The organism is Paenibacillus sp. FSL H3-0286 (genome assembly GCF_045040705.1).
Lineage (GTDB): Bacteria > Bacillota > Bacilli > Paenibacillales > Paenibacillaceae > Paenibacillus_AQ > Paenibacillus_AQ odorifer.
In genome coordinates this window covers 2,096,029-2,114,644 of sequence record NZ_CP150285.1, presented here as the reverse complement: position 1 = coordinate 2,114,644, position 18,616 = coordinate 2,096,029, and the positions used below count along the sequence as shown (strand labels likewise).

General features: G+C 43.9%; 16 protein-coding genes. 4 read left to right on the top strand and 12 right to left on the bottom strand.

Annotation, left to right across the window (positions count from 1 at the left end):
- Nucleotides 1-9 precede the first annotated feature (9 nt).
- Together MHB37_RS09005 and MHB37_RS09000 are read right to left on the bottom strand one after the other, a co-directional pair.
- Entirely contained in the window at nucleotides 10-189 is a 180-nt protein-coding gene (locus tag MHB37_RS09005; protein WP_036684027.1) for a CLI_3235 family bacteriocin precursor, read from the bottom strand.
- Nucleotides 190-266: 77 nt separating this feature from the next.
- Nucleotides 267-1,994 (bottom strand): ABC transporter ATP-binding protein, encoded by a 1,728-nt coding sequence (locus MHB37_RS09000; RefSeq protein ID WP_076179649.1) that lies wholly within the window; start codon nucleotides 1,992-1,994, stop codon nucleotides 267-269.
- A 182-nt stretch (nucleotides 1,995-2,176) separates the two neighbouring features.
- Here MHB37_RS09000 and MHB37_RS08995 point away from each other — a divergent pair, with 182 nt between their 5' ends.
- On the top strand, nucleotides 2,177-2,926 hold the full coding sequence (locus MHB37_RS08995; RefSeq protein ID WP_076184252.1) for a LytTR family DNA-binding domain-containing protein: 750 nt from the start codon (nucleotides 2,177-2,179) through the stop codon (nucleotides 2,924-2,926).
- The gene (locus tag MHB37_RS08990) at nucleotides 2,923-3,717 is read left to right on the top strand and encodes a sensor histidine kinase (protein ID WP_081387794.1); all 795 of its coding nucleotides are present in this window, start codon (nucleotides 2,923-2,925) and stop codon (nucleotides 3,715-3,717) included. The genes MHB37_RS08995 and MHB37_RS08990 overlap by 4 nt, the downstream gene beginning before the upstream one ends.
- Nucleotides 3,718-3,794: 77 nt before the next feature.
- On the opposite strand, the gene MHB37_RS08985 is transcribed toward MHB37_RS08990, so the two are convergent.
- The 4 genes from MHB37_RS08985 to MHB37_RS08970 all read right to left on the bottom strand — a co-directional run bounded on the left by MHB37_RS08985 (nucleotide 3,795) and on the right by MHB37_RS08970 (nucleotide 10,942).
- Nucleotides 3,795-5,876 carry a glycoside hydrolase family 36 protein gene (locus MHB37_RS08985; RefSeq protein WP_405169589.1) on the bottom strand — a complete coding sequence of 694 codons (2,082 nt, stop codon included), beginning with the start codon at nucleotides 5,874-5,876 and terminating at the stop codon, nucleotides 3,795-3,797.
- A 131-nt stretch (nucleotides 5,877-6,007) separates the two neighbouring features.
- Complete coding sequence (locus tag MHB37_RS08980) at nucleotides 6,008-7,318, bottom strand: ABC transporter substrate-binding protein (RefSeq protein ID WP_405169154.1); 1,311 nt, start codon at nucleotides 7,316-7,318, stop codon at nucleotides 6,008-6,010.
- Between the two features lie 122 nt (nucleotides 7,319-7,440).
- Complete coding sequence (locus tag MHB37_RS08975) at nucleotides 7,441-9,087, bottom strand: response regulator (RefSeq protein ID WP_405169153.1); 1,647 nt, start codon at nucleotides 9,085-9,087, stop codon at nucleotides 7,441-7,443.
- Complete coding sequence (locus tag MHB37_RS08970; RefSeq protein WP_405169588.1) at nucleotides 9,080-10,942, bottom strand: sensor histidine kinase; 1,863 nt, start codon at nucleotides 10,940-10,942, stop codon at nucleotides 9,080-9,082. Before MHB37_RS08970 ends, MHB37_RS08975 begins: the two co-directional genes overlap by 8 nt.
- 197 nt (nucleotides 10,943-11,139) lie before the next feature.
- Between MHB37_RS08970 and MHB37_RS08965 the strand changes: the two genes are divergently transcribed.
- Nucleotides 11,140-12,030 carry a carbohydrate ABC transporter permease gene (locus MHB37_RS08965; RefSeq protein ID WP_036684044.1) on the top strand — a complete coding sequence of 297 codons (891 nt, stop codon included), beginning with the start codon at nucleotides 11,140-11,142 and terminating at the stop codon, nucleotides 12,028-12,030.
- Nucleotides 12,030-12,863: a carbohydrate ABC transporter permease gene (locus tag MHB37_RS08960; protein ID WP_036684045.1), complete on the top strand. Its 834-nt coding sequence runs from the start codon at nucleotides 12,030-12,032 to the stop codon at nucleotides 12,861-12,863. Before MHB37_RS08965 ends, MHB37_RS08960 begins: the two co-directional genes overlap by 1 nt.
- Before the next feature lie 646 nt (nucleotides 12,864-13,509).
- Here the strand turns inward: MHB37_RS08960 and MHB37_RS08955 are convergent.
- From MHB37_RS08955 to MHB37_RS08930, 6 genes are all read right to left on the bottom strand, one after another.
- Complete coding sequence (locus MHB37_RS08955) at nucleotides 13,510-13,668, bottom strand: hypothetical protein (RefSeq protein ID WP_405169152.1); 159 nt, start codon at nucleotides 13,666-13,668, stop codon at nucleotides 13,510-13,512.
- A 105-nt stretch (nucleotides 13,669-13,773) separates the two neighbouring features.
- A complete protein-coding gene (locus MHB37_RS08950; RefSeq protein WP_405169151.1) occupies nucleotides 13,774-14,826 on the bottom strand; it encodes a CapA family protein in 1,053 nt (350 codons plus the stop codon).
- Between the two features lie 84 nt (nucleotides 14,827-14,910).
- The gene (locus tag MHB37_RS08945) at nucleotides 14,911-15,570 is read right to left on the bottom strand and encodes a class I SAM-dependent methyltransferase (RefSeq protein WP_341165249.1); all 660 of its coding nucleotides are present in this window, start codon (nucleotides 15,568-15,570) and stop codon (nucleotides 14,911-14,913) included.
- Between the two features lie 152 nt (nucleotides 15,571-15,722).
- A complete protein-coding gene (locus tag MHB37_RS08940; protein WP_076191108.1) occupies nucleotides 15,723-16,745 on the bottom strand; it encodes an SDR family oxidoreductase in 1,023 nt (340 codons plus the stop codon).
- 35 nt (nucleotides 16,746-16,780) lie between these two features.
- A complete protein-coding gene (locus tag MHB37_RS08935; protein WP_076187126.1) occupies nucleotides 16,781-17,629 on the bottom strand; it encodes an NAD(P)-dependent oxidoreductase in 849 nt (282 codons plus the stop codon).
- A 31-nt stretch (nucleotides 17,630-17,660) separates the two neighbouring features.
- Nucleotides 17,661-18,593 (bottom strand): aldo/keto reductase family protein, encoded by a 933-nt coding sequence (locus tag MHB37_RS08930; protein WP_038569620.1) that lies wholly within the window; start codon nucleotides 18,591-18,593, stop codon nucleotides 17,661-17,663.
- Nucleotides 18,594-18,616 lie beyond the last annotated feature (23 nt).

The window sequence follows — 18,616 nt, the reverse complement described above, 5'->3', positions numbered from 1 at the left end:
TTGCACTTACTACCCGATTCCAATAGCAGTCATCTTCATGGAGTTACCAGTATAGGTTACTTGTTTCATGGCTGCTTTGTTTGATCCGCTGGCATTGCATGTACATGCATAACAAGGACATGCACTGCAAGCTGCATATGCCTCCAACGTTTCATAATTTGCATTTGTTCTTTTTACAAGTTGTTTCATATGCCTATTCCTCCTTTCAAATCGTATTTATCTAAATATCAATATTTGATATTTAAATCACTCGAAGGGTAAACCCATTAAACGAATTGATGCTGTTGAGTGATGAGCCGATACCTTTCATTTGTATAGGACAACTCCTCATGAAGTCCAATATCGGATACCCGACCTTTTTCTAAAAAGATTACTCTATCCACATGCTTCAGAATTTCCGGCCTATGACTGACTATAATCACTGTATTGTTACTGAGTACTGTATCTAATAGATGGTTAATTGCTTGTTCAGAGTGAAGATCAAGGTTGGAGGTCGCTTCATCAAAAATCACCATGGGCCTGCTTTTTACTAATGCTCTGGCTATCGCGATTTTTTGTTTTTGTCCACCGGACAACTTGTTCCCATTAGAACCTACGACATAATTCTTAAACTGGCTTGTATTCTTCTCTAATAATTGGGTAGCCTCAATAGCCTGTCTATACTGCTCCTCATGGGTTTCACTGTAAAGTTTTATGTTATTTTCGATGGTTGTGTCAAAAAGATATACCTCTTGACTAACGGTCGAAATTAATTCCCGATATTCATTCAAATTAATAGCCTTAATATCCACTCCATCGAATAAAATTCGTCCTGCAAGTGGTTCGTAAAACCTCTGGATTAAATTTAGGATTGTAGACTTCCCCGAACCATTCATTCCTACAATGGCCACTTTCTCATGGCTGCCAATCGTGAAATTCACATTTGACAAGATCAGTTCAGTATCATAAGCAAAGCTTACATTTTCAAACTGAATGCTCCCAAAAGGATTGAGTCGCTTCATACCAATGTTGTCGGATTCTACATCACAAGCTTCGATTTCTTCCTCGAGCAACGAATAATACCTTCGGGCAGAAGGCATTATTCCCGACAATAAGTATCCAATATTCAACATCGATGAGATAGGAGTGGTTACATAAGCGCTGTAGGTAATAAAAGCAAATATGCTTCCTACCGAAAGCTTTGAATCTAATATCATCGTCGATCCAGAAGCATATATAAGAAGAACTAGTCCTCCAATTAGAAATCTCTCCACAGTAATCCGCCAATTGTCCAATAAACTGATTCCCATATGGGAGGTTATTACTTGATTCTGCTTGTCCGCAAATTCTTTTTCTTTGAAAACGAATAAATTAAAAAGCCTTGTCTCCTTCACACCGTTCAAACTATCCTCAAACCAATGCGAATATTCTCCATCTTTCGTGATGTATTTTTCCGCAAGCATCTTTCTTTTTTTAGCAAACGATTTCAAAATAAAATATTCTATAGGGATTAAAATAAGCACAATGAGTGTAAGTTCCCAACTTATGATAAAAAGTCCAATAACTCCTCCTACCAAACTAAAACACTGACTAACAATAAAAAGCATGCTACCATCCGTTATTTGCGAAATATTCGATATATCGGTACTAACGCGATTTAAAATTTCACTGCAGTTTTTATCAGTGAAATATTTCACTTTCACTTTCATAAGTAGATCAAATGCAGCTTTATGCAAGGAGTAGATAATATTTGAAGCTATTTTTATTCTTTGTTTTTCTTTGAGCAAATCTAAAAAGCTACTAGACATTGACAAAAGAAAAATGTAGATTGCCGTTAAAATAATGGTTCTAACATCTGATTTCATAAATCCTTCATCAATAATGATTTTGTTGAACATCGGCAAAATGGAACTAATCAAAGTAGAAAATATTAAGAGCAGAAAAATAAAACATAAATTCTTTTTATGCGGTTTGAATAATCTGATAAGTTTTTTAAGGGTATTCTTATCATTCATAGAATATATCCTCTTCTACTTTCAAGCTTCGGTTTGACATTGAGAACGCTATCAATATATCATATAAAAGAATATTTGGGGTAATTTGGTAGCTAATGGTTGAAATAGGAGGCTGAATGACGTTTTGTGTCAGGTTTTTGTATCTCTGAAGATTAACAAATTTAATTATGGGGGGAATGACTTTGTTACGCATAGCCGTATGTGATGACGAGAAAAAGGAACACGAGTTGCTAAAGGAATATCTCCCAAGACTTATGAAAAGCACGGCTTACTCTTTCGAGATTCAATATTTTACCTGTGGTGAGGAATTGCTTCACTATTATAATCAACAGAGTAGTTATCCTTTTCATATACTTCTAATGGATATTGAACTGAGAGGATTAAATGGAATCGAGGTTGCAAAAAAAATCCGTGCACTTCCGGATCGAGAGGTTCAAATTATTTTTTTGACTAACTATCCGCAGTACGTAATGAACAGCTTTGATGTGCAACCCTTCCATTATTTGATTAAACCGGTAGACTATGAGTATTTTGAGGCAAAGATAATAAAGCTATGTAACTATATCATTTCTTCTGTAAATAGGTTTCTAATGATTAAAACTGAAGATGGACATATCGTGATCAAAAATTCTGACGTTATTGCGATTGTTAAAATCAAACATTCCTTGGCTAAAAACCGGCTAAAGATCATTACCTCAATGCAGCATTACATAATTTCAGGTACAATTTCAGAATATATAAGTAAACTAAACCGTCCGTTTATGCTTATTCATCGTTCCGTTATTGTTAATCTGGAACATGTCCATAAGTTTACAGCTACTTCCGTAATCATGCACAATCAAGAGCAGTTTCCTATTGGCCGTACTCAGGCAAAAGAGGTTAAAGAAGCCTACGCCTATTATATGATTGCACAATTCAAAGAACGAGGATGACGACTCTTTATCTATCAATGGTAATCATGATGTTGCTTATTCTGCTAATCAGAGAAACCATCCTTTTATTCGGTAAAATTAATGAAAATGCCAAACTGACTAAAGAAAATCTGCAATTACATAAACAGATGGATTATCAACACAACAGCTATGAAAAAACCGCACATTCCCTTACAAGCATCAAACAAGTTATCCATGATACGAACAAGCAATTGGTATATGTCCGGACTTGTATTCAGAAGAATGAGATTCAGGAATCTATCCATCATATTAATTCAATGCTCGGTCAAATTCATCAGCCTTCTCTAAAACTATCAACAGGTAATTTGGTAATTGATTCTTTAATTGGTAACGCGCTAAATATTGCTTGTGAACACAAAATTGCTATGAATTATGATATTCATATACACGCCGAAGCTATTGATATTGATCGGTTTGACTTATGTACCGTGATCGGGAACGTGCTGGATAATGCTCTAAACGCCGCTGCAAGAGTTCCCAAAAAAGAAGATAGATTTATTCTGCTGCTAATTTTCACTACTGATACTTCATTGTTTATCCAAGTCACCAACTCACGGAACGATTCTAGCACTATAGTACAGCATAATTTTAAAGAGAATCCCGCTTTTCACGGATTCGGCTTAACAAATATTCAAAGTGTCACCGAAAAATACGGAGGTCATCTGGTTACTAACGCTGAAAATAATGAATTCGAAACGATCATTGTACTGCCTTTTCTAAACATACTTTCAGCAGATACGCCAATCCTGACCGAATTAGAAAGGCAGTGAATAAACTATTTCCCTAGCAAGCTACAGCGACCGCTCCCCAAACATCAGATTGAAGGAGAGCAGGCCCGCCGCAAGCTTTACGAAGTAATCTCAAACAATCTCGCTGTTTTTCCTGGTGGGAGCGCCACCGTCAAAACCCCTGCCGATTTATCCCATTTCCAGGTTGAGCTATGCTGCTGAGGATAGGCACAGGCGATCGCTGGTTCAAGTCCCTTCAGCTCTACCATCGGCAATTGGACATTCGCAGCTTCTCCGGCAATCCGCCATACCGCGACATACCGTCGTTCGCCGCGCCGCAGGCCAAGGCTGACCCATTCGCCCTCACTGTCCGGCAGGCCGAGTGGCCAGAAGGGCGTGGCGTGTGGGATATCACTGCGAATGGTTTTGTAATAATCCAGCGCTTCTTTAACTAGACTTCTGCGGTGGGGTTCAAGCTCCGCCAAATGACCGCTCTGGTGTACACGAAGCAACAGCGCATTAACCATATTGAAGATGACTTCCTCATCGTCCCCCTCGCGCAGCGGATAAGACCAAACTGCGGACTGCTCCGGTGTCAGTGCTGCCGGAGAACCTGCGGCAATGGCCGCATACTGTACATAATCCTCCTGGTCGCTAGTAGACTGGATGCTGTGTCGGCTGAGCATCGCATAATCCATGCGCATTCCCCCGCTGGAACAGTTCTCGATAACAAGCTTCGGATAACGAACAAAGATACTGTCCAACCAAGCCAGATAAGCGCGGTTATGCTGTAGCAGCCCATCTCCGAAGCTGTCCGCATCCGTTTCTGTCCCAATGCCTGCATTGATGTTGTAATCCATTTTAATGTATCCTACACCGTACTGCTCAACCAGACGCGCAATAACACCGTTTGCATGATCAATGACTTTCGGGTTGCGGTAATCTAGCTGATAGCGGCTACGGTCCTTAACCCTTTTACCATGCCGCATGAAAAACCAGCTGTCATCAGTCTCCGCAAGCTTCGGGCTGTTGATGCCCATAACCTCCAGCTCAAGCCATAGTCCGGGAATCATCCCTTTGCTGCGGATATAGTCGAGCACATATTTAATTCCTTCCGGAAACCGTTCGCTGGAAGGCTCCCACTGGCCTACGCCATCCCACCACTCTCCGGGTGCATACCAGCCAGCATCAATACAGAAATATTCACAACCTACTTCTGCGGCAGCATCAATTAAAGGCAGTAGCTTCTCAGTCGTTGGGCTTCCCCATAGGCAATTCATATAGTCATTAAAAATAATCCGCAGCAGCTCATTATCCTCATTAGGTCTGCGGATCATCCGGCGATATACCGTAAGCTGTTCTGCCGCGCCCTGAAATCCTCCCCGCACTGCACCTACAGCTGCTGGTACTGAAGTAAACTCTTCACCGGGAGCTAGCTTCAGCCACCAATGGTTATCATGTTCTGTAGGTCCGCAGACCAGCAGGGTAAGCTGATCGTATTGATCCGTCAGCTCCCAATGCCAAGAGCCGTTATGCTCAATCTGCCAGAACAAGCTTGTCCCGCTCTCCTTATTATGCAAAACTGCCATCGGCAGAAGTTCCGCTGCTGACCAAGAGCCTGTATTGCTTGCGGCAATTCGTTTGGAGCCACGGTCTGCCAAATGATACATCCCAAGCTCAGGCAGGCGGTAGGTACGCCACTGAAGTTCACTCTGCCATCCGCTGTGAGCAAGGGTTACTTCAATCTTATCATTGCGCTCCCCGCCCCCCTCTTTGTCTACACCTGTAAGAGCAAAGGAGGAGATGTATTCCACTGCCACCTCAGCTTCTCCAGCATTCTTTAGCACTGTCCAGCTTCGAACGATTTGCACACCCTTGTAGAACTGAAAATGCTGCACTGCCTGGATTCCCGAAATCGGATCAGCCAAGCTAAACTCCAGTTTACGTCCGAGCACATTCACTGTATCGCTGTGCCCCGCATATACCATCCGAAGACCCGGATAGGATGCTCGGTGTGTACGCCCGTGATATTCGGCGCGGTCTTCACCCGATAATTGCAGCTCCAGCAGCCGGAAGCCTTGCTTGTTCTTATCCGCTATGACTGCTTCCAAAGGTGCCGCTCCAAAATGCAATAGCCGAACATCCTGATCTTCCGTAACTTCAATCGTAAGATATAGTCCATTTTCAATGATTTCAATCATTTTGCTATTCACAATAATGTACCTCCTGACTTTGTCTCAGTATCTTCTTATGATTATATAACATATAAAAAAGGGACGGTTCTCCAGTAAGTGAATCTTACCTTGGAGCCCGCCCCCTGATCTGAACCTAGTTATTCTGCCGATCCGAATTGAATCCAAGCTTTTTGAATTTCATCGATGGCTTGATCCTTAGTTTTGCTGCCGCCGATGTAAGCCTGCATGAGCTCACCAAATTTTTGGTGGAAGGTATCCAGAGAATAGTTCACGGACAGGTCGCCGGATTTCTCTGTTTTGAGGATTTCTTCCATTTCTTTTGGCATTTGCAGGTCAGGCATTGGAGCATCCTTAATTGGAGGAATAACCTTAGCTACTGTAGAGAACCAGTTCTTACCGTATTCAGAAGTATACAGCCAGTTGAAGAATTCAATAGTCTCACCAGCTACAGCAGAATCCTTATTGATACGGAGGGCTTGATCCGCACCAGTAATAATCTGGGACTGTTCAGCCTTGTCGCTGACTGGGTAACCCATAATACCCAGGTCGAAGTCCGGTGTAATTTTCTTAATGGCTTCTTCATCCCATGCGCCTTTACCCGTCATGAACGCTGTTTTGCCGGATGCAAAGTCGCTGACTTCAGCATTGCTGTCCCGTTCAAGCGGTTTGTCTGTGCCATGTTTAACAGTAGTATCAACGAAGCTGAAGAAGTTATTGTACAGCACCGGGTGATCCTTGATCGTGGTTTTTCCGGCAATAAAATCATTTACTAGTGTCTTAGCATCCGTACCTGCATCTTGGGCTGCCGCATCTACGAAGTGTTGGAAGATATGTTTCCATACCCACCACTCTTTATAGGCGTTGGCAAAAGGAGTAATGCCTTTAGCTTCAAGCTTAGTAATCGCATCGTCCATTTGGGCTGTTGTCTTAGGAACTTCTGTAATCCCAGCATCAGCCAACAGTTTCTTATTGTACATCAGGACGAATAGATTTCCTTTTACCGGAAGACCGAGCACTTTACCGTCCGAAGAACTCATGTTAGAACGCACTGCATCGGTCATCGCCGCAGCCAGTGGCTCATTAGTTAGGTCAGCACTATACTCCGCAAAGGTATCAATATCTCCGCCCGCTGTGGTCTGGAATACGTCAGGTGCACTTCCCGCAGCAATCTTCGATTTGAGCACCGTATTGTAGTCAGCCTGCATAATCTCCAGATTAATCGTCACATTCGGTTTAACTTTCTTGTACTCGGCAATATAAGCGTTAAAAGCATCAGTGTACTCGGGTGATGCGGTGAACATATTAATCGTGACCGGCTTGCCAGAATCTGTGGCAGGAGTATTCCCTGTTCCGCTATTGTTAGCGGCGTTGTTGTTTCCGCCGCAACCCGCCAGTAATCCGCCGACGAGCAGCAGACTCGCAGATAAAGCCATAAATCTTTTTAACATGATGTTGCCCCCTTTTCCTCATGCATCTAGTGGTCTTGAGACAATTCTAAAGAAAAAGAAAAAGGATAAGAATGTACATAAGTGAACTTATTAGGGTAAAAAAGTGTGTTCATGTAACCGCTTCACTCCTCCCCGTTCAATAGCAGAACCCGATATTCAGAAGGTGAACAGTCATAATAATTCCGGAACGCCTTGCTGAAATAATTTTTGTCCTTGTACCCCAACATCTCGGAAATGTCTTGGATTTTCAAGTCGGGGGTGGATAGCAGCTCCTTTGCCTTGTCCATTCTTACCTTTTGTACATACTCATGTATGCCATAACCATATTGCCCTTTAAAAAGTTTCATCAAGTATTCTCTGCTCAGGAAATATTTATCCGTGAACATCGATATTTTAATATTCTCAAAATAGTGATTATCAATGTATGCTTTAATATTTTCCAGTACGCTGGGGCGATTGCCAGCAAGGCTTTTGCTGATTTCATTGCCATAGCAATCTAGAATTCCGCTCAGCACCCGCTCAAATTCGCCAAAGGAAGCAAAATCGCTCCCGATGCCTAGCCCACGCAATCCTTTATCTTTACCGCCGCGAATACGTTCGGGGATCGCATCCAGCTCCGTCGCAATATCGTTCAGCAGAATAATAAATTCCTCTATCTGCCGGTCAGCCTCGCCCAGATTAAAACGTCCGGAAGCCTCCCATTTCTTCGTGAATTCGCTTAAAATACTTTTGGCATGATTGATATTCCCGCTCTCCAGTGCATTGCGAATCAAGGGCATGCGCCCTGTCAAGGAAGGATTATCTTTCCCCTGGGAAGTATCGTTGCTGCTATTTGTGACAATCGCTCCCTTCAGCGTCAGGAGGTCAATCCCGTCGAGAGAGGCTTTGGCAGTCTCATAGGATTGAGCAAGCGCCATGATGTCACCATAGGGCTGTCCGATTCCTCCGGCAACAACAATTCCGAACAGCTCTTTCAGCGTCGAGACTAACTTCTTCATATGATGTAAAGAGCGGAAAGTTGCGTCCTCCTCATAGCCGCCTTTCATCGTGAAGATGGCGATAAACTCGCGTTCTCCCTTATGGCTGGCGAAGCTGAAAGCCTGAAAATGCTCATCGCTATTCTCATTAATCACATTTGTGACGGCAAAATGCAGCAAATCCCGGTCCTCATGGAAGCGATTACGACGCACTTGTTCCAAATTGAGCACCCGCAGTACACCCGCAGCAAAATAGTTTCCGGTCGTATCGGCGCCGATCAACGGCAGAAAAGCCTCGTTGGACTGATTTTTGAAGCTGCGCTCAATGATCGACAGATAGATTTTCTCCTTTAGCTTCGGCAGAGACATGTTAAGCGTAATGTTCCTGTTGATGAACTCACTTTCTTTCTTGCGTTTGGCCTCCAGCACATCTATAGCTTTAAGCAAGGCCGCATTCAAATCCGCCCGGTTGACCGGCTTCAGCAAATAATCAACTACCTTAGAACGGATAGCCTGGCGGGTATATTCAAAATCATTGTAGCCGCTGATTACAATCGTCAGCAGTTCCGGGAACTCCTTCTCCACGATCTGCAGCAGCTCACTTCCGTTCAGCTCCGGCATCTTCATGTCGACCAATACGAGATCGATCTTTTGCTCACGCAGCATGGCTAGGCCCATACTTCCATCCGTAGCCTCCAGTACCTGATCGACACCTAGTCCTTTCCAGTCTCCCAGGATGTTGATCGCCTCACGCAACGGTTCCTCATCATCTATAATCAGTACTTTATACATGGTTAATCCCTCCCCGCGGTAACCGCATGTCCATCTTTGTTCCGCCAGCATCACTGGTAATGGCCAAACCCGCAGCCTCACCATACAAAAGCTTCAGCCGCGTGTTCAAATTTTTCAGTCCGATGCTTTCCGTGTCACTTTCAGCAGCGTTCTCTCCGCCTTGATCTTCCCACTGGATTTGAAGAGAACTTCTCACTTGCTCCAGCCGCTCCCCGCTAAACCCCGGCCCATCATCCGTCACTGAAATAACAGTATGGCTAGGCGTCACATGCGCTTCAATGGTAATTGTGATCGTTGTGGATACTTTTTCCAGCGCATGCTTGATGCAATTTTCTACCAAGGTCTGAATGGACAGCTTCGGAATTTCCAGCTCCAGCAAAGGGTCTTCCCACTGGTAGGCCACCTGCATTCTGTTTCCGAAACGGGCCTTCTGCAGCGCTAAATAACGTTCAATATGCTTTAATTCCTCTCTGGCATGGACCACATCTTTACCGCTAATGCAGTATCTCAGCGTCATAGCAAGATTATCGACCATATCAACAATATCATCATTGTTGTTTTTCAGCGCCTTGGTGGAAATGGCTTGCAGGGCATTATATAAGAAATGCGGATTGATCTCAGCTTCCAGTGCTTTGAGTACAGCATTTTTCTCGACAATTTTCATTTTGTACCGTTCATTGATCAGCTCATTCGTCTTTTCCACCATCTTATTGAAGTGGCGAGACAGATAGGCAATTTCATCCTTTCCTTCAACCTGTGCTTCAGCGTCAAAGCTGCCTGTACTGAACCGCTTCATCTGCAGCGACAGATTCTTTAGCGGGTTTGTTATTTTGTTCGAAATAAAGCTGACCAAGATGACCGAAACGATTAAAAATAACAGTCCTATGAAATAGTTCAATTTGCGTGTTGTTGTGGCCGCTTCATAAATTTCTTTGTAGGGAATCGGCTTAATCAGCTTCCAGCCTTCTTTTTTGCTGATGTCATAAATCACTAGATACTTCTCTTCTTTATCCGACCACGTCACGCGTCCTCCTGAGGCTGGTGTCAGCTCCTTAAGCAGTCCCGCTTGTTCACTCTGTTGATAAAACCCGGGGTCATCCACCACAAAAGGTTCATTATCGGGACTGACGTACATTAGGTGCTGCCCTTTACTGAAGGGAATATCCTTCATAATCTCGTCCGTAACCGAGGAGTTGAAATAAAGGGAGAGCACCGCCTGCGGCTCCCTGGAGACTATGGAGCGCAGCAATCGATGGTAGCCCATGAAGCTTTTATCCTTATTTATGGGGTAGTCGGAGCTATTGATCATCGAGGATTGGTTTTTTACAAAAGACTGGTAAGAACGGTTAAACGGGCTGGCCAGCGCTTTTTTATACCAGGAAAGATTCTCAATCGACGGATGCTCGGCGACCCGCACGGTAATATTGTAGTTCTCTTTGGTGACATAATAATACTTGTGCTCCTTGATCACATACAGGTAGATAGCTTCCAGATCATTGCGGGAGAAGTACAGGTTCTTCAAGTAGTCCTCCACATACATCTTCGAGGCATAATCCTCCGATTCATGCAAAATCGCATAGGTGATCTCGTCATACGATATTTGCGGCAGGGATAATTGCTCGATGCCGTCCAAATAACTCTCCAGATTCCGGCCGACAAGCAACAGATTGTTGCTCGTACTGGCGATGCTGTTATCCACCGATTCTTTTCGCAGCATGCCGTATGAAATGAATGTCAGTGAGGTCACCACCAACACAATGATAATTGTAAACAGCAAAATAAGCTTGTTCGCCAACCTGCGTGAGACAAGCTCCAGCACGGGTTCAAACCGCTTTATGATCCACTTTTTAATAATGACCGGCAACCTCCCCCACGATTTACAGGCTTAATTATAAATATTTCAGTTCACCTTTTTACCCCTAACTGTACTCTTAAATCCATTTTTGAGTATAGGGTACTGCTCTATAATACACAATATAGACTAACCGGAATGGTTATGTGTGGCAAGCCTAGTCGATATTACCACCCAACAAATCAAGAAGAGGTGCATCCATGTTAAAATCACTCGGCAAAAGATGGCGCGAGAAAACAGAATTCGGATTATTCACTCTCCCAGTCCTAATCTGTATCGCTGTAGCATTCTACATTCCGTTTGCCATGACTATCCGCTATTCGATGACCAAATGGAACGGAATTTCGAAACACCCTAAGTTTGTCGGACTTGATAATTTCAAACAAATCTTTATGGGCGACACCAACTTCGCCAATTCAGCCTGGTTCACCATAAAGTATGCGATTCTGTACATCGTTCTCGTTAACGTGCTGGCCATTCTACTCGCACTGGTTCTGGACATGAAGCTGAAGAGCACTCCTTGGCTGAGAGCCGCTTTCTTTATTCCTTATATCCTCAGTCTTGTCATTGTCGGTTTTATCTGGAAATTTATCTTTATGCAAGGTTTCAACTCACTCGGAGAAAGTACAGGCTGGTCCATATTTGGTCTAAGCTGGCTAGGGACGCCGGGACTTGCTTTCGTCTCCATACTGGCCGTCTCCATCTGGCAGTCGATTGGTTTTTATCTGGTCATTTATATTGCCGGTCTGCAATCTGTACCTGAGGATCTCAAAGAAGCAGCCACAGTTGACGGCGCTGGTCCCATGAGAAAATTCTTCAGTATTACACTGCCACTGCTCGCTCCATCCATTACGATTTCTGTGTTCATGGCACTGACCAATTCGATCAAGGTGTTCGATGTCATCTTGTCATTAACCGGGGGCGGACCTGGCGGAACTACCTACAGTATCGCTTACGATATCTACCGGGATACCTTCCAGAACAATCTGTATGGATATGGTACAGCGAAAGCGCTTATCCTGTTCCTAGCCGTCTTGGTGGTAACCATTCTCCAGTTAGCATTCTTCAAACGAAGAGAGGTTGAGGCATAATGAATACAAACCGCAAAGCAGGCCGAATTATTCTAGAGGTTGTTATGGTCATCCTCTCTCTTCTGTTTCTATATCCGTTATTTCTGACGATTATCAACTCGTTAAAAAGCTTTAGCGAAGTCATGACGGATGTCATCGCCCTGCCGAAACATCTGGTCTTCGGCAACTATTCCTACGTGTGGAAGTTTATCAACTATCCGAAGCTGTTCCTGAACAACTTTGTCATTACCGGTGTAGGTCTTCTGGGTATTGTGTTCATTTCATCCATAGCAGCCTACAAGCTGGCACGGACGAAGTCCAGACTGAGCGGGGTGATTTATTTCCTCTGCATTATGCCGATGCTGATTCCGTTCCAATCGATCATGCTGACCGTTCTGCAAACCGCTAAAACCTTAAATCTCTCTGAGAGTACTTGGGGACTTGGGTTGTTATATTGGGGTTTCGGTGCTCCACTCGCCGTGTTTATCTACCATGGATTCGTCAAGGGTATTCCGGTTGAAATTGATGAGAGTGCCACGATTGATGGAGCATCCGGCTTCCGCCTGTTCTTCAGTGTCATCTTCCCACTGCTGAAATCGGTCACAACAACCATTGTCATTATCGACGTAATGTGGATCTGGAATGACTTCCTGCTCCCGCTGCTCATGGTCAACGGCTCCCCAGATACCAAAACGCTGACACTGGCTGCCTACACCTTCGTGGGCCAATATACCTCAGATTGGCAATATGCGATGACAGCTATGGTTATGGCGGTGCTGCCATCGATCGTGGTATTCATCTTCTTGCAAAAGTACATCGTTAAGGGTGTTGTTGCGGGGGCGGTGAAGGGCTGATTATCTGATTCCAAACTTAGCTTCTGCATAAAAAGGGGGGATCCATATGGATCTCCCCCTTTTTGCAAACGCTCCAATACTCTACATACTGCTGCAGTCTGCTTTTGATGCAGACGTTCCAATACTAACTAGTAGTTTAACTGTATTTTGTACAACTATAATTCTGCAACTCGCTCGGCTGATGGATATAGCTGTATTTCGTACAACTATTCTGCTGATTTATTGCCCTCTAGGTCGATTCTCTAGTATTTAGTTGCATAGAATACACTTAAAAGCAGAATGGTCCGTTTTACATATAAAATAGGTGTATAGAATACAGTTATTTCACAAACACAACGGTGATACTTTATAGGCACTCCATACGGACTCCATAAATACTCACTGCACACTGCTGCAGTCTGCTTTTGATGCAGACATTCCAATACTAACTAGTAGTTTAACTGTATTTTGTACAACTATAATTCTGCAACTCGCTCGGCCGATGGATATAGCTGTATTTCGTACAACTATTCTGTTGATATATTGCCCTCTAGGTCGATTCTCTAGTTTTTAGTTGTATAGAATACACTTAAAAGCAAAATGGTCCGTTTTACATATAAAATAGGTGTATAGAATACAGTTATTTCACAAACACAACGGTGATACTTTATAGGCACTCCATTAGTACTTCATACGCCACATCATACGTACTCCATACATACTCCATACGTACTCCATACATACTCCATACATACTCCATACATACTCCATACATACTCCATACATACTCCATACATACTCCATACATACTCCATACGTACTCCATACATACTTCATGCCACCCCATACGGACTCCACAGTTACTCCACACATTTCGCATTCTAACGAGATCGAGCGTGATCCGTGAATAGCTAATCAGAGTTTGTATTTATTAAAGCTGCTTTTCCGTGACCCTGCCATTAGCATCTATGTTGGCATTAAAAGATAGGGTGTTCAGGAGCTTAATCGTTTTCCTATTGTAGGAATCATCCATAAAATTGGGCTGTCCGCCAATGATTTTGACAGGGGTAATCTTGCTGGTCATCTTGGAGTCCTTAATCTCAACGTTCAATAGCATAGAATTAAGTGTTTTTTCCCCACCACGTGTGGAGCGATTAAACACAAAATTCCCAAGTGAATAATAAATGGGCTTGTGCTTATAGTATTCGATGCCCATAAGGCAGTGACTGTGTGCGCCAAGGATTAAATCCGCCCCGCTATCAATCATCTGTTTAGCTAGTGTGCGAGCGTACTTTTCAGGTAAATCCTTAAACTCTTCATTCCAGTGAATATATACGATCGTGAAATCATTCTCCTTGGACATCTTCTGAATGGCGCTAAGCATAGGCTGCGAGGTGTAAGCTGAAGCGGCTCCCGGTTTGTTTTTGCCAGCATACCACGAAGGATTTGAAAGCACACGGCTAACGCCAAGGATGGCGATCTTTTTCCCTTTTACCGTCTTAGTATAAGGCTTGAACGCTTCGTCTTCATCTTTGCCAGCGCCTGTATGGCCAATCTTGTTTCGATCCAAATGGATCAGCGTGTCGAGCATAGCGTCTTTTCCATAATCCAAAATATGATTATTCGCCAAGGACACTCCATCAATCCCTGCATAGGTTAAGCCGCCCAACGTTGCTGGTTTGGATCTGAAGGCAAAGGTTTTCTCTGCCGCTTTCCCTCGGATAGACACAGGCGTCTCCAGATTGGCGAAGGCGATGTCAGCCTTTTGCAGCGTAGGTGCGACCTTTACAAACGGAAAATTCACCCCATATTTAGCAATCTGATCGCCAACAAAGCCGTCCAAAAGGATATCACCCGCAAAAGCAAGCTTTATAGGATCTGAAGATAGTGAAGCTGCACTGGAAGCAGATGTCACAGGAACTATTAGTGATAACATAATTGTAATGAGTGCTATTCTACGCAAAACCTTCGATCCTAATCTCAAAAAATACAGCCTCCTCTCATCTTTTGTTAGCTATGATCCTAGCATACTGGAAAGAGGTTACTAAATTAAGAGTAGAAAGACCTGTTATTCCTTTGCTTTTTTCAGAACGGCTCTAAAACAATTTAATCCACCCCATGCATCCGTATGCACAGCATCCGCAGGCAATTCAAAATCTGTCTCCCCCCAATACTGAAATCCAGTTTGTAGCAGCAGGTCATTCATAAGACTCAGATTTACCGTTGGATAATCAAATGTCAATACCAATAATCCTTCTTCGTTCAACGTCCGGTGAAATTCCCGTAAAGTACCGACCGTATCCTCAAAGCTCAAATGCTCCAATACCGATATGCAAAAAACAGTGTCAAAGCTTTCATCCTCATAAGGCAGATCCGTCAGATTAGCTTGAGCGAAATGCAGGTTGTTTGTTCTTCTAGCGTTAACCTGCTTCGCCGCTTTTTCCCCAATCTCACTCTCAATACATTCTTGGATAGCTTTTGGGTAAATAACCCTACTGTCCATATCGCAGGCATAGACCTCTGCACAAACCCCTGCCAAATAAAACTTCAAGGGATGAGGAATCCCACAGGCTGCATCCAGCACAACACCATGCGGAGAAATAAAGTTAATACACCACTCATATTCAAAGGGACGGCTCCACCATGATTCCGGCAGATCATAAATTAACTTCTCACGACGTGCATCTGAATTTACGAAAAAACGCGAGACAAAGGGATGGGTTGGCATGGCCAGGACTCCTTTTTCAACGGAATTTTAGGTAGTGAGAGTATATTCATGATTTGCTGATTCATTCCATAACCTTACATTGAACGAGACAAACCTAAAAAAACGGCTGCTCCCTTAGGAACAGACCGTCTTTAAATATAACTGTATAAACCTTATGCGTAGAATGAGAGAGGTTTGGCCTCAATTCCATGTCTCTCGATCAACTTATCAAGTAACGCAGACCATTCTGCATCGACCGTACATTGCTCAGGATGAGCCTCGAACCAAGCAACCGACTGCTTGATCCCTTCGGAGAAAGGCACAGTAGCCTGGAAGTCAGGCACGAAACGTTTGATTTTGCTATTATCAAAAACACTGCTTACCGCTTGATCACCGATCAAGCCATCCGCTGTCCCTGGAGGGGAAAAGGCTGTGATAAAGTCTGTGGAGATATGCACCACTTTAGGTTCCACACCTGCCGCTTGTCCGATGGCCGCATAGATCTGGTTCCAATTTAATACCTCGTCGGAAGTTATATGAATGGCCTCGCCTATCGCTTCCGGATGTCCAAGCAATCCAACGAAACCTTTGGCAAAATCCGAATTATGTGTCAGTGTCCACAAAGAGGTTCCATCTCCATGTATGACTAAAGGTAAGCCGCGGCGGATACGATCGATCAGTGACCAAGGATGCTGGCCACTTGTGAGTGCCGCAGGGATGGCTGTATTTCCATAGGTATGGGAAGGACGAACAATCGTAACCGGGAATCCGTTCGCCTTGTAAGCTTCCATCAACAGCTGCTCACACGCAATTTTATTCCTCGAATACTCCCAATAAGGATTCTCCAGCGGTGTCTCTTCTGTGATTACATAATTACGCTGCGGTTTCTGATAAGCAGAGGCTGAGCTGATAAAAATGTACTGCTTCGTTTTACCTGTGAACAGGTCAATGTCTGCCTGCACATGTTCCGGTGTAAAAGCAATCCAGTCTACCACTACATCAAATTCGTAATCTCGTAATACTAATGCGGCTTCTGCCGGATTACGAATGTCTCCTTTAATTACTTTTGCACCTTCTGGAACGAATTCATCCCGCTGTCCTCTGTTGAACAAATACAGCTCGATTCCTTGATCTACAGCCAACGGGGATACAGCCTGACTAATTAATCCCGTACCTCCGATAAATAAGACCTTCATTTTGCACGCTCCTTATAGTGAATCCGGCTCGTTATTTACTGGTTAACAAAATCTCGCCATACGTGCTTCGGCTGCCAATTTAGCAGCTTTTTGGCCTTCTCATTACTGAGTAGCGACTCGTGACCCTCCAGCGGCTGGCGGAAATCCGTCACCTCTGGATAACGTGCGGCCATTAGCTCTCTGCTAGGAACAGCCATGCTGGTCTCATCTGCACATATATTAAGAGCAACCGCTCCCAATCCATCCGTTTCGATTGCCAATTGGCAAGCTGTTGCTACATCCCGTGTATCTATATAACTCCATAGAATCCGATCGCGCTGCGCTGGATCATGAATGAAGGAAGGGAAACGTTCATACGCCGATGGATCAATAACATTTCCGATTCGTAGGGAAACGACCTGTATACCCTTTCTGCGATAGAACATCTCAGCGGTTTGCTCATTCACAACCTTAGACAGACCGTAGCTGTCTTCAGGTAACTGTGGATGCTCCTCATCCATAGGCACATACTTCGGCCCCAAAGGATTAACCGCAAAACAGATTCCGTAAGAGGATTCACTGGAAGCAATCACTGCTTTCCGAATCCCGAGACCCGCTGCAGCCTCCAAAATGTTATAGGTAGATACTACATTATTTTGAAAGGTGACCTCACTCGTCTTTATATTTGCAGCTGGGATCGCAGCCAAATGTACAACTGCATCAGCGCCTGCAAGCACACCATATACTTCACCCAAATTATTCAAATCAGCAATCATCGTTGGGCACAAAGAATCTGCGGATTTTTGCGTATCTACATTCACAACCTCATACCCTTGCTCTACAAAATGCCGGACCACCCATCTGCCCAACATCCCACTACCGCCTGTAACAACTACTTTCGCCATGAGTGTGTCTCCTTTTTTATGAAGCTAACAACTACTCCAGAATCTCCTCAATCTGCTTCAAAATCTCTTCCGAAAGCTCAATACCTGAAGCCTTAACATTCTCTTCGACCTGCTGCGGACGGCTGGCACCCACCAGCGCACTAGCTACATTAGGTTGACGCAAAATCCAAGCCAAAGCCAAATTCCCAACAGAAATATTCAGTTCCGTGGCGATCCCACTCAATTGGCGGACTTTTTCAATCTTTTCTTCTGTAATCGAATCTTTTAATCGATCCAGCTTAGCAGCACGGCTATCCTCAGGGATGTCCGTGTTATACTTTCCAGTTAACAGCCCTTGAGCCAGTGGAGAAAATACCACCTGTCCAATCCCACGGCGCTCGCCGAGCGGAATAATCTCTTTCTCAATATAACGGTTAAACATATTATAAATCGGCTGATTAACAACAATATGATCTAGCAAATAGCGGTCTGCTACAGCTAACGCATCGGTCATTTGCGCCGCCGTCCACTCACTAACACCGACATAATATACCTTGCCTTGCCGAACCAGATCATCTAGCGCACGTAAGGTCTCTTCAATTGGAGTTTCCGGATCAAAACGGTGGCAATACATAATATCCACGTATTCTACTCCGAGACGTTTCAAGCTAGCATGACACTGTTCCGTGATATGTTTGCGGGATAGTCCACGGTCGTTAGGCCCCGAGCCCATTTCCCCGTATACTTTAGTAGCTAATACATAGGACTCACGAGAGTAGTTACGTAAAGTCTCACCTAGTACTTTCTCGGCAGCACCCTTTTCATAAACATTTGCAGTATCAAAAAAATTTACGCCTAAGTCGTAAGCGGTTTCAATGGCATTAACAGCATTATCTCTTTCCACATAGCCTCCGTATGTCAGCCAGCTTCCCAAACTAATCTCACTGACTTTTAAACCGGTTCCACCTAATCTGCGATATTTCATAATAACTGCTCCTCTCCATAGTT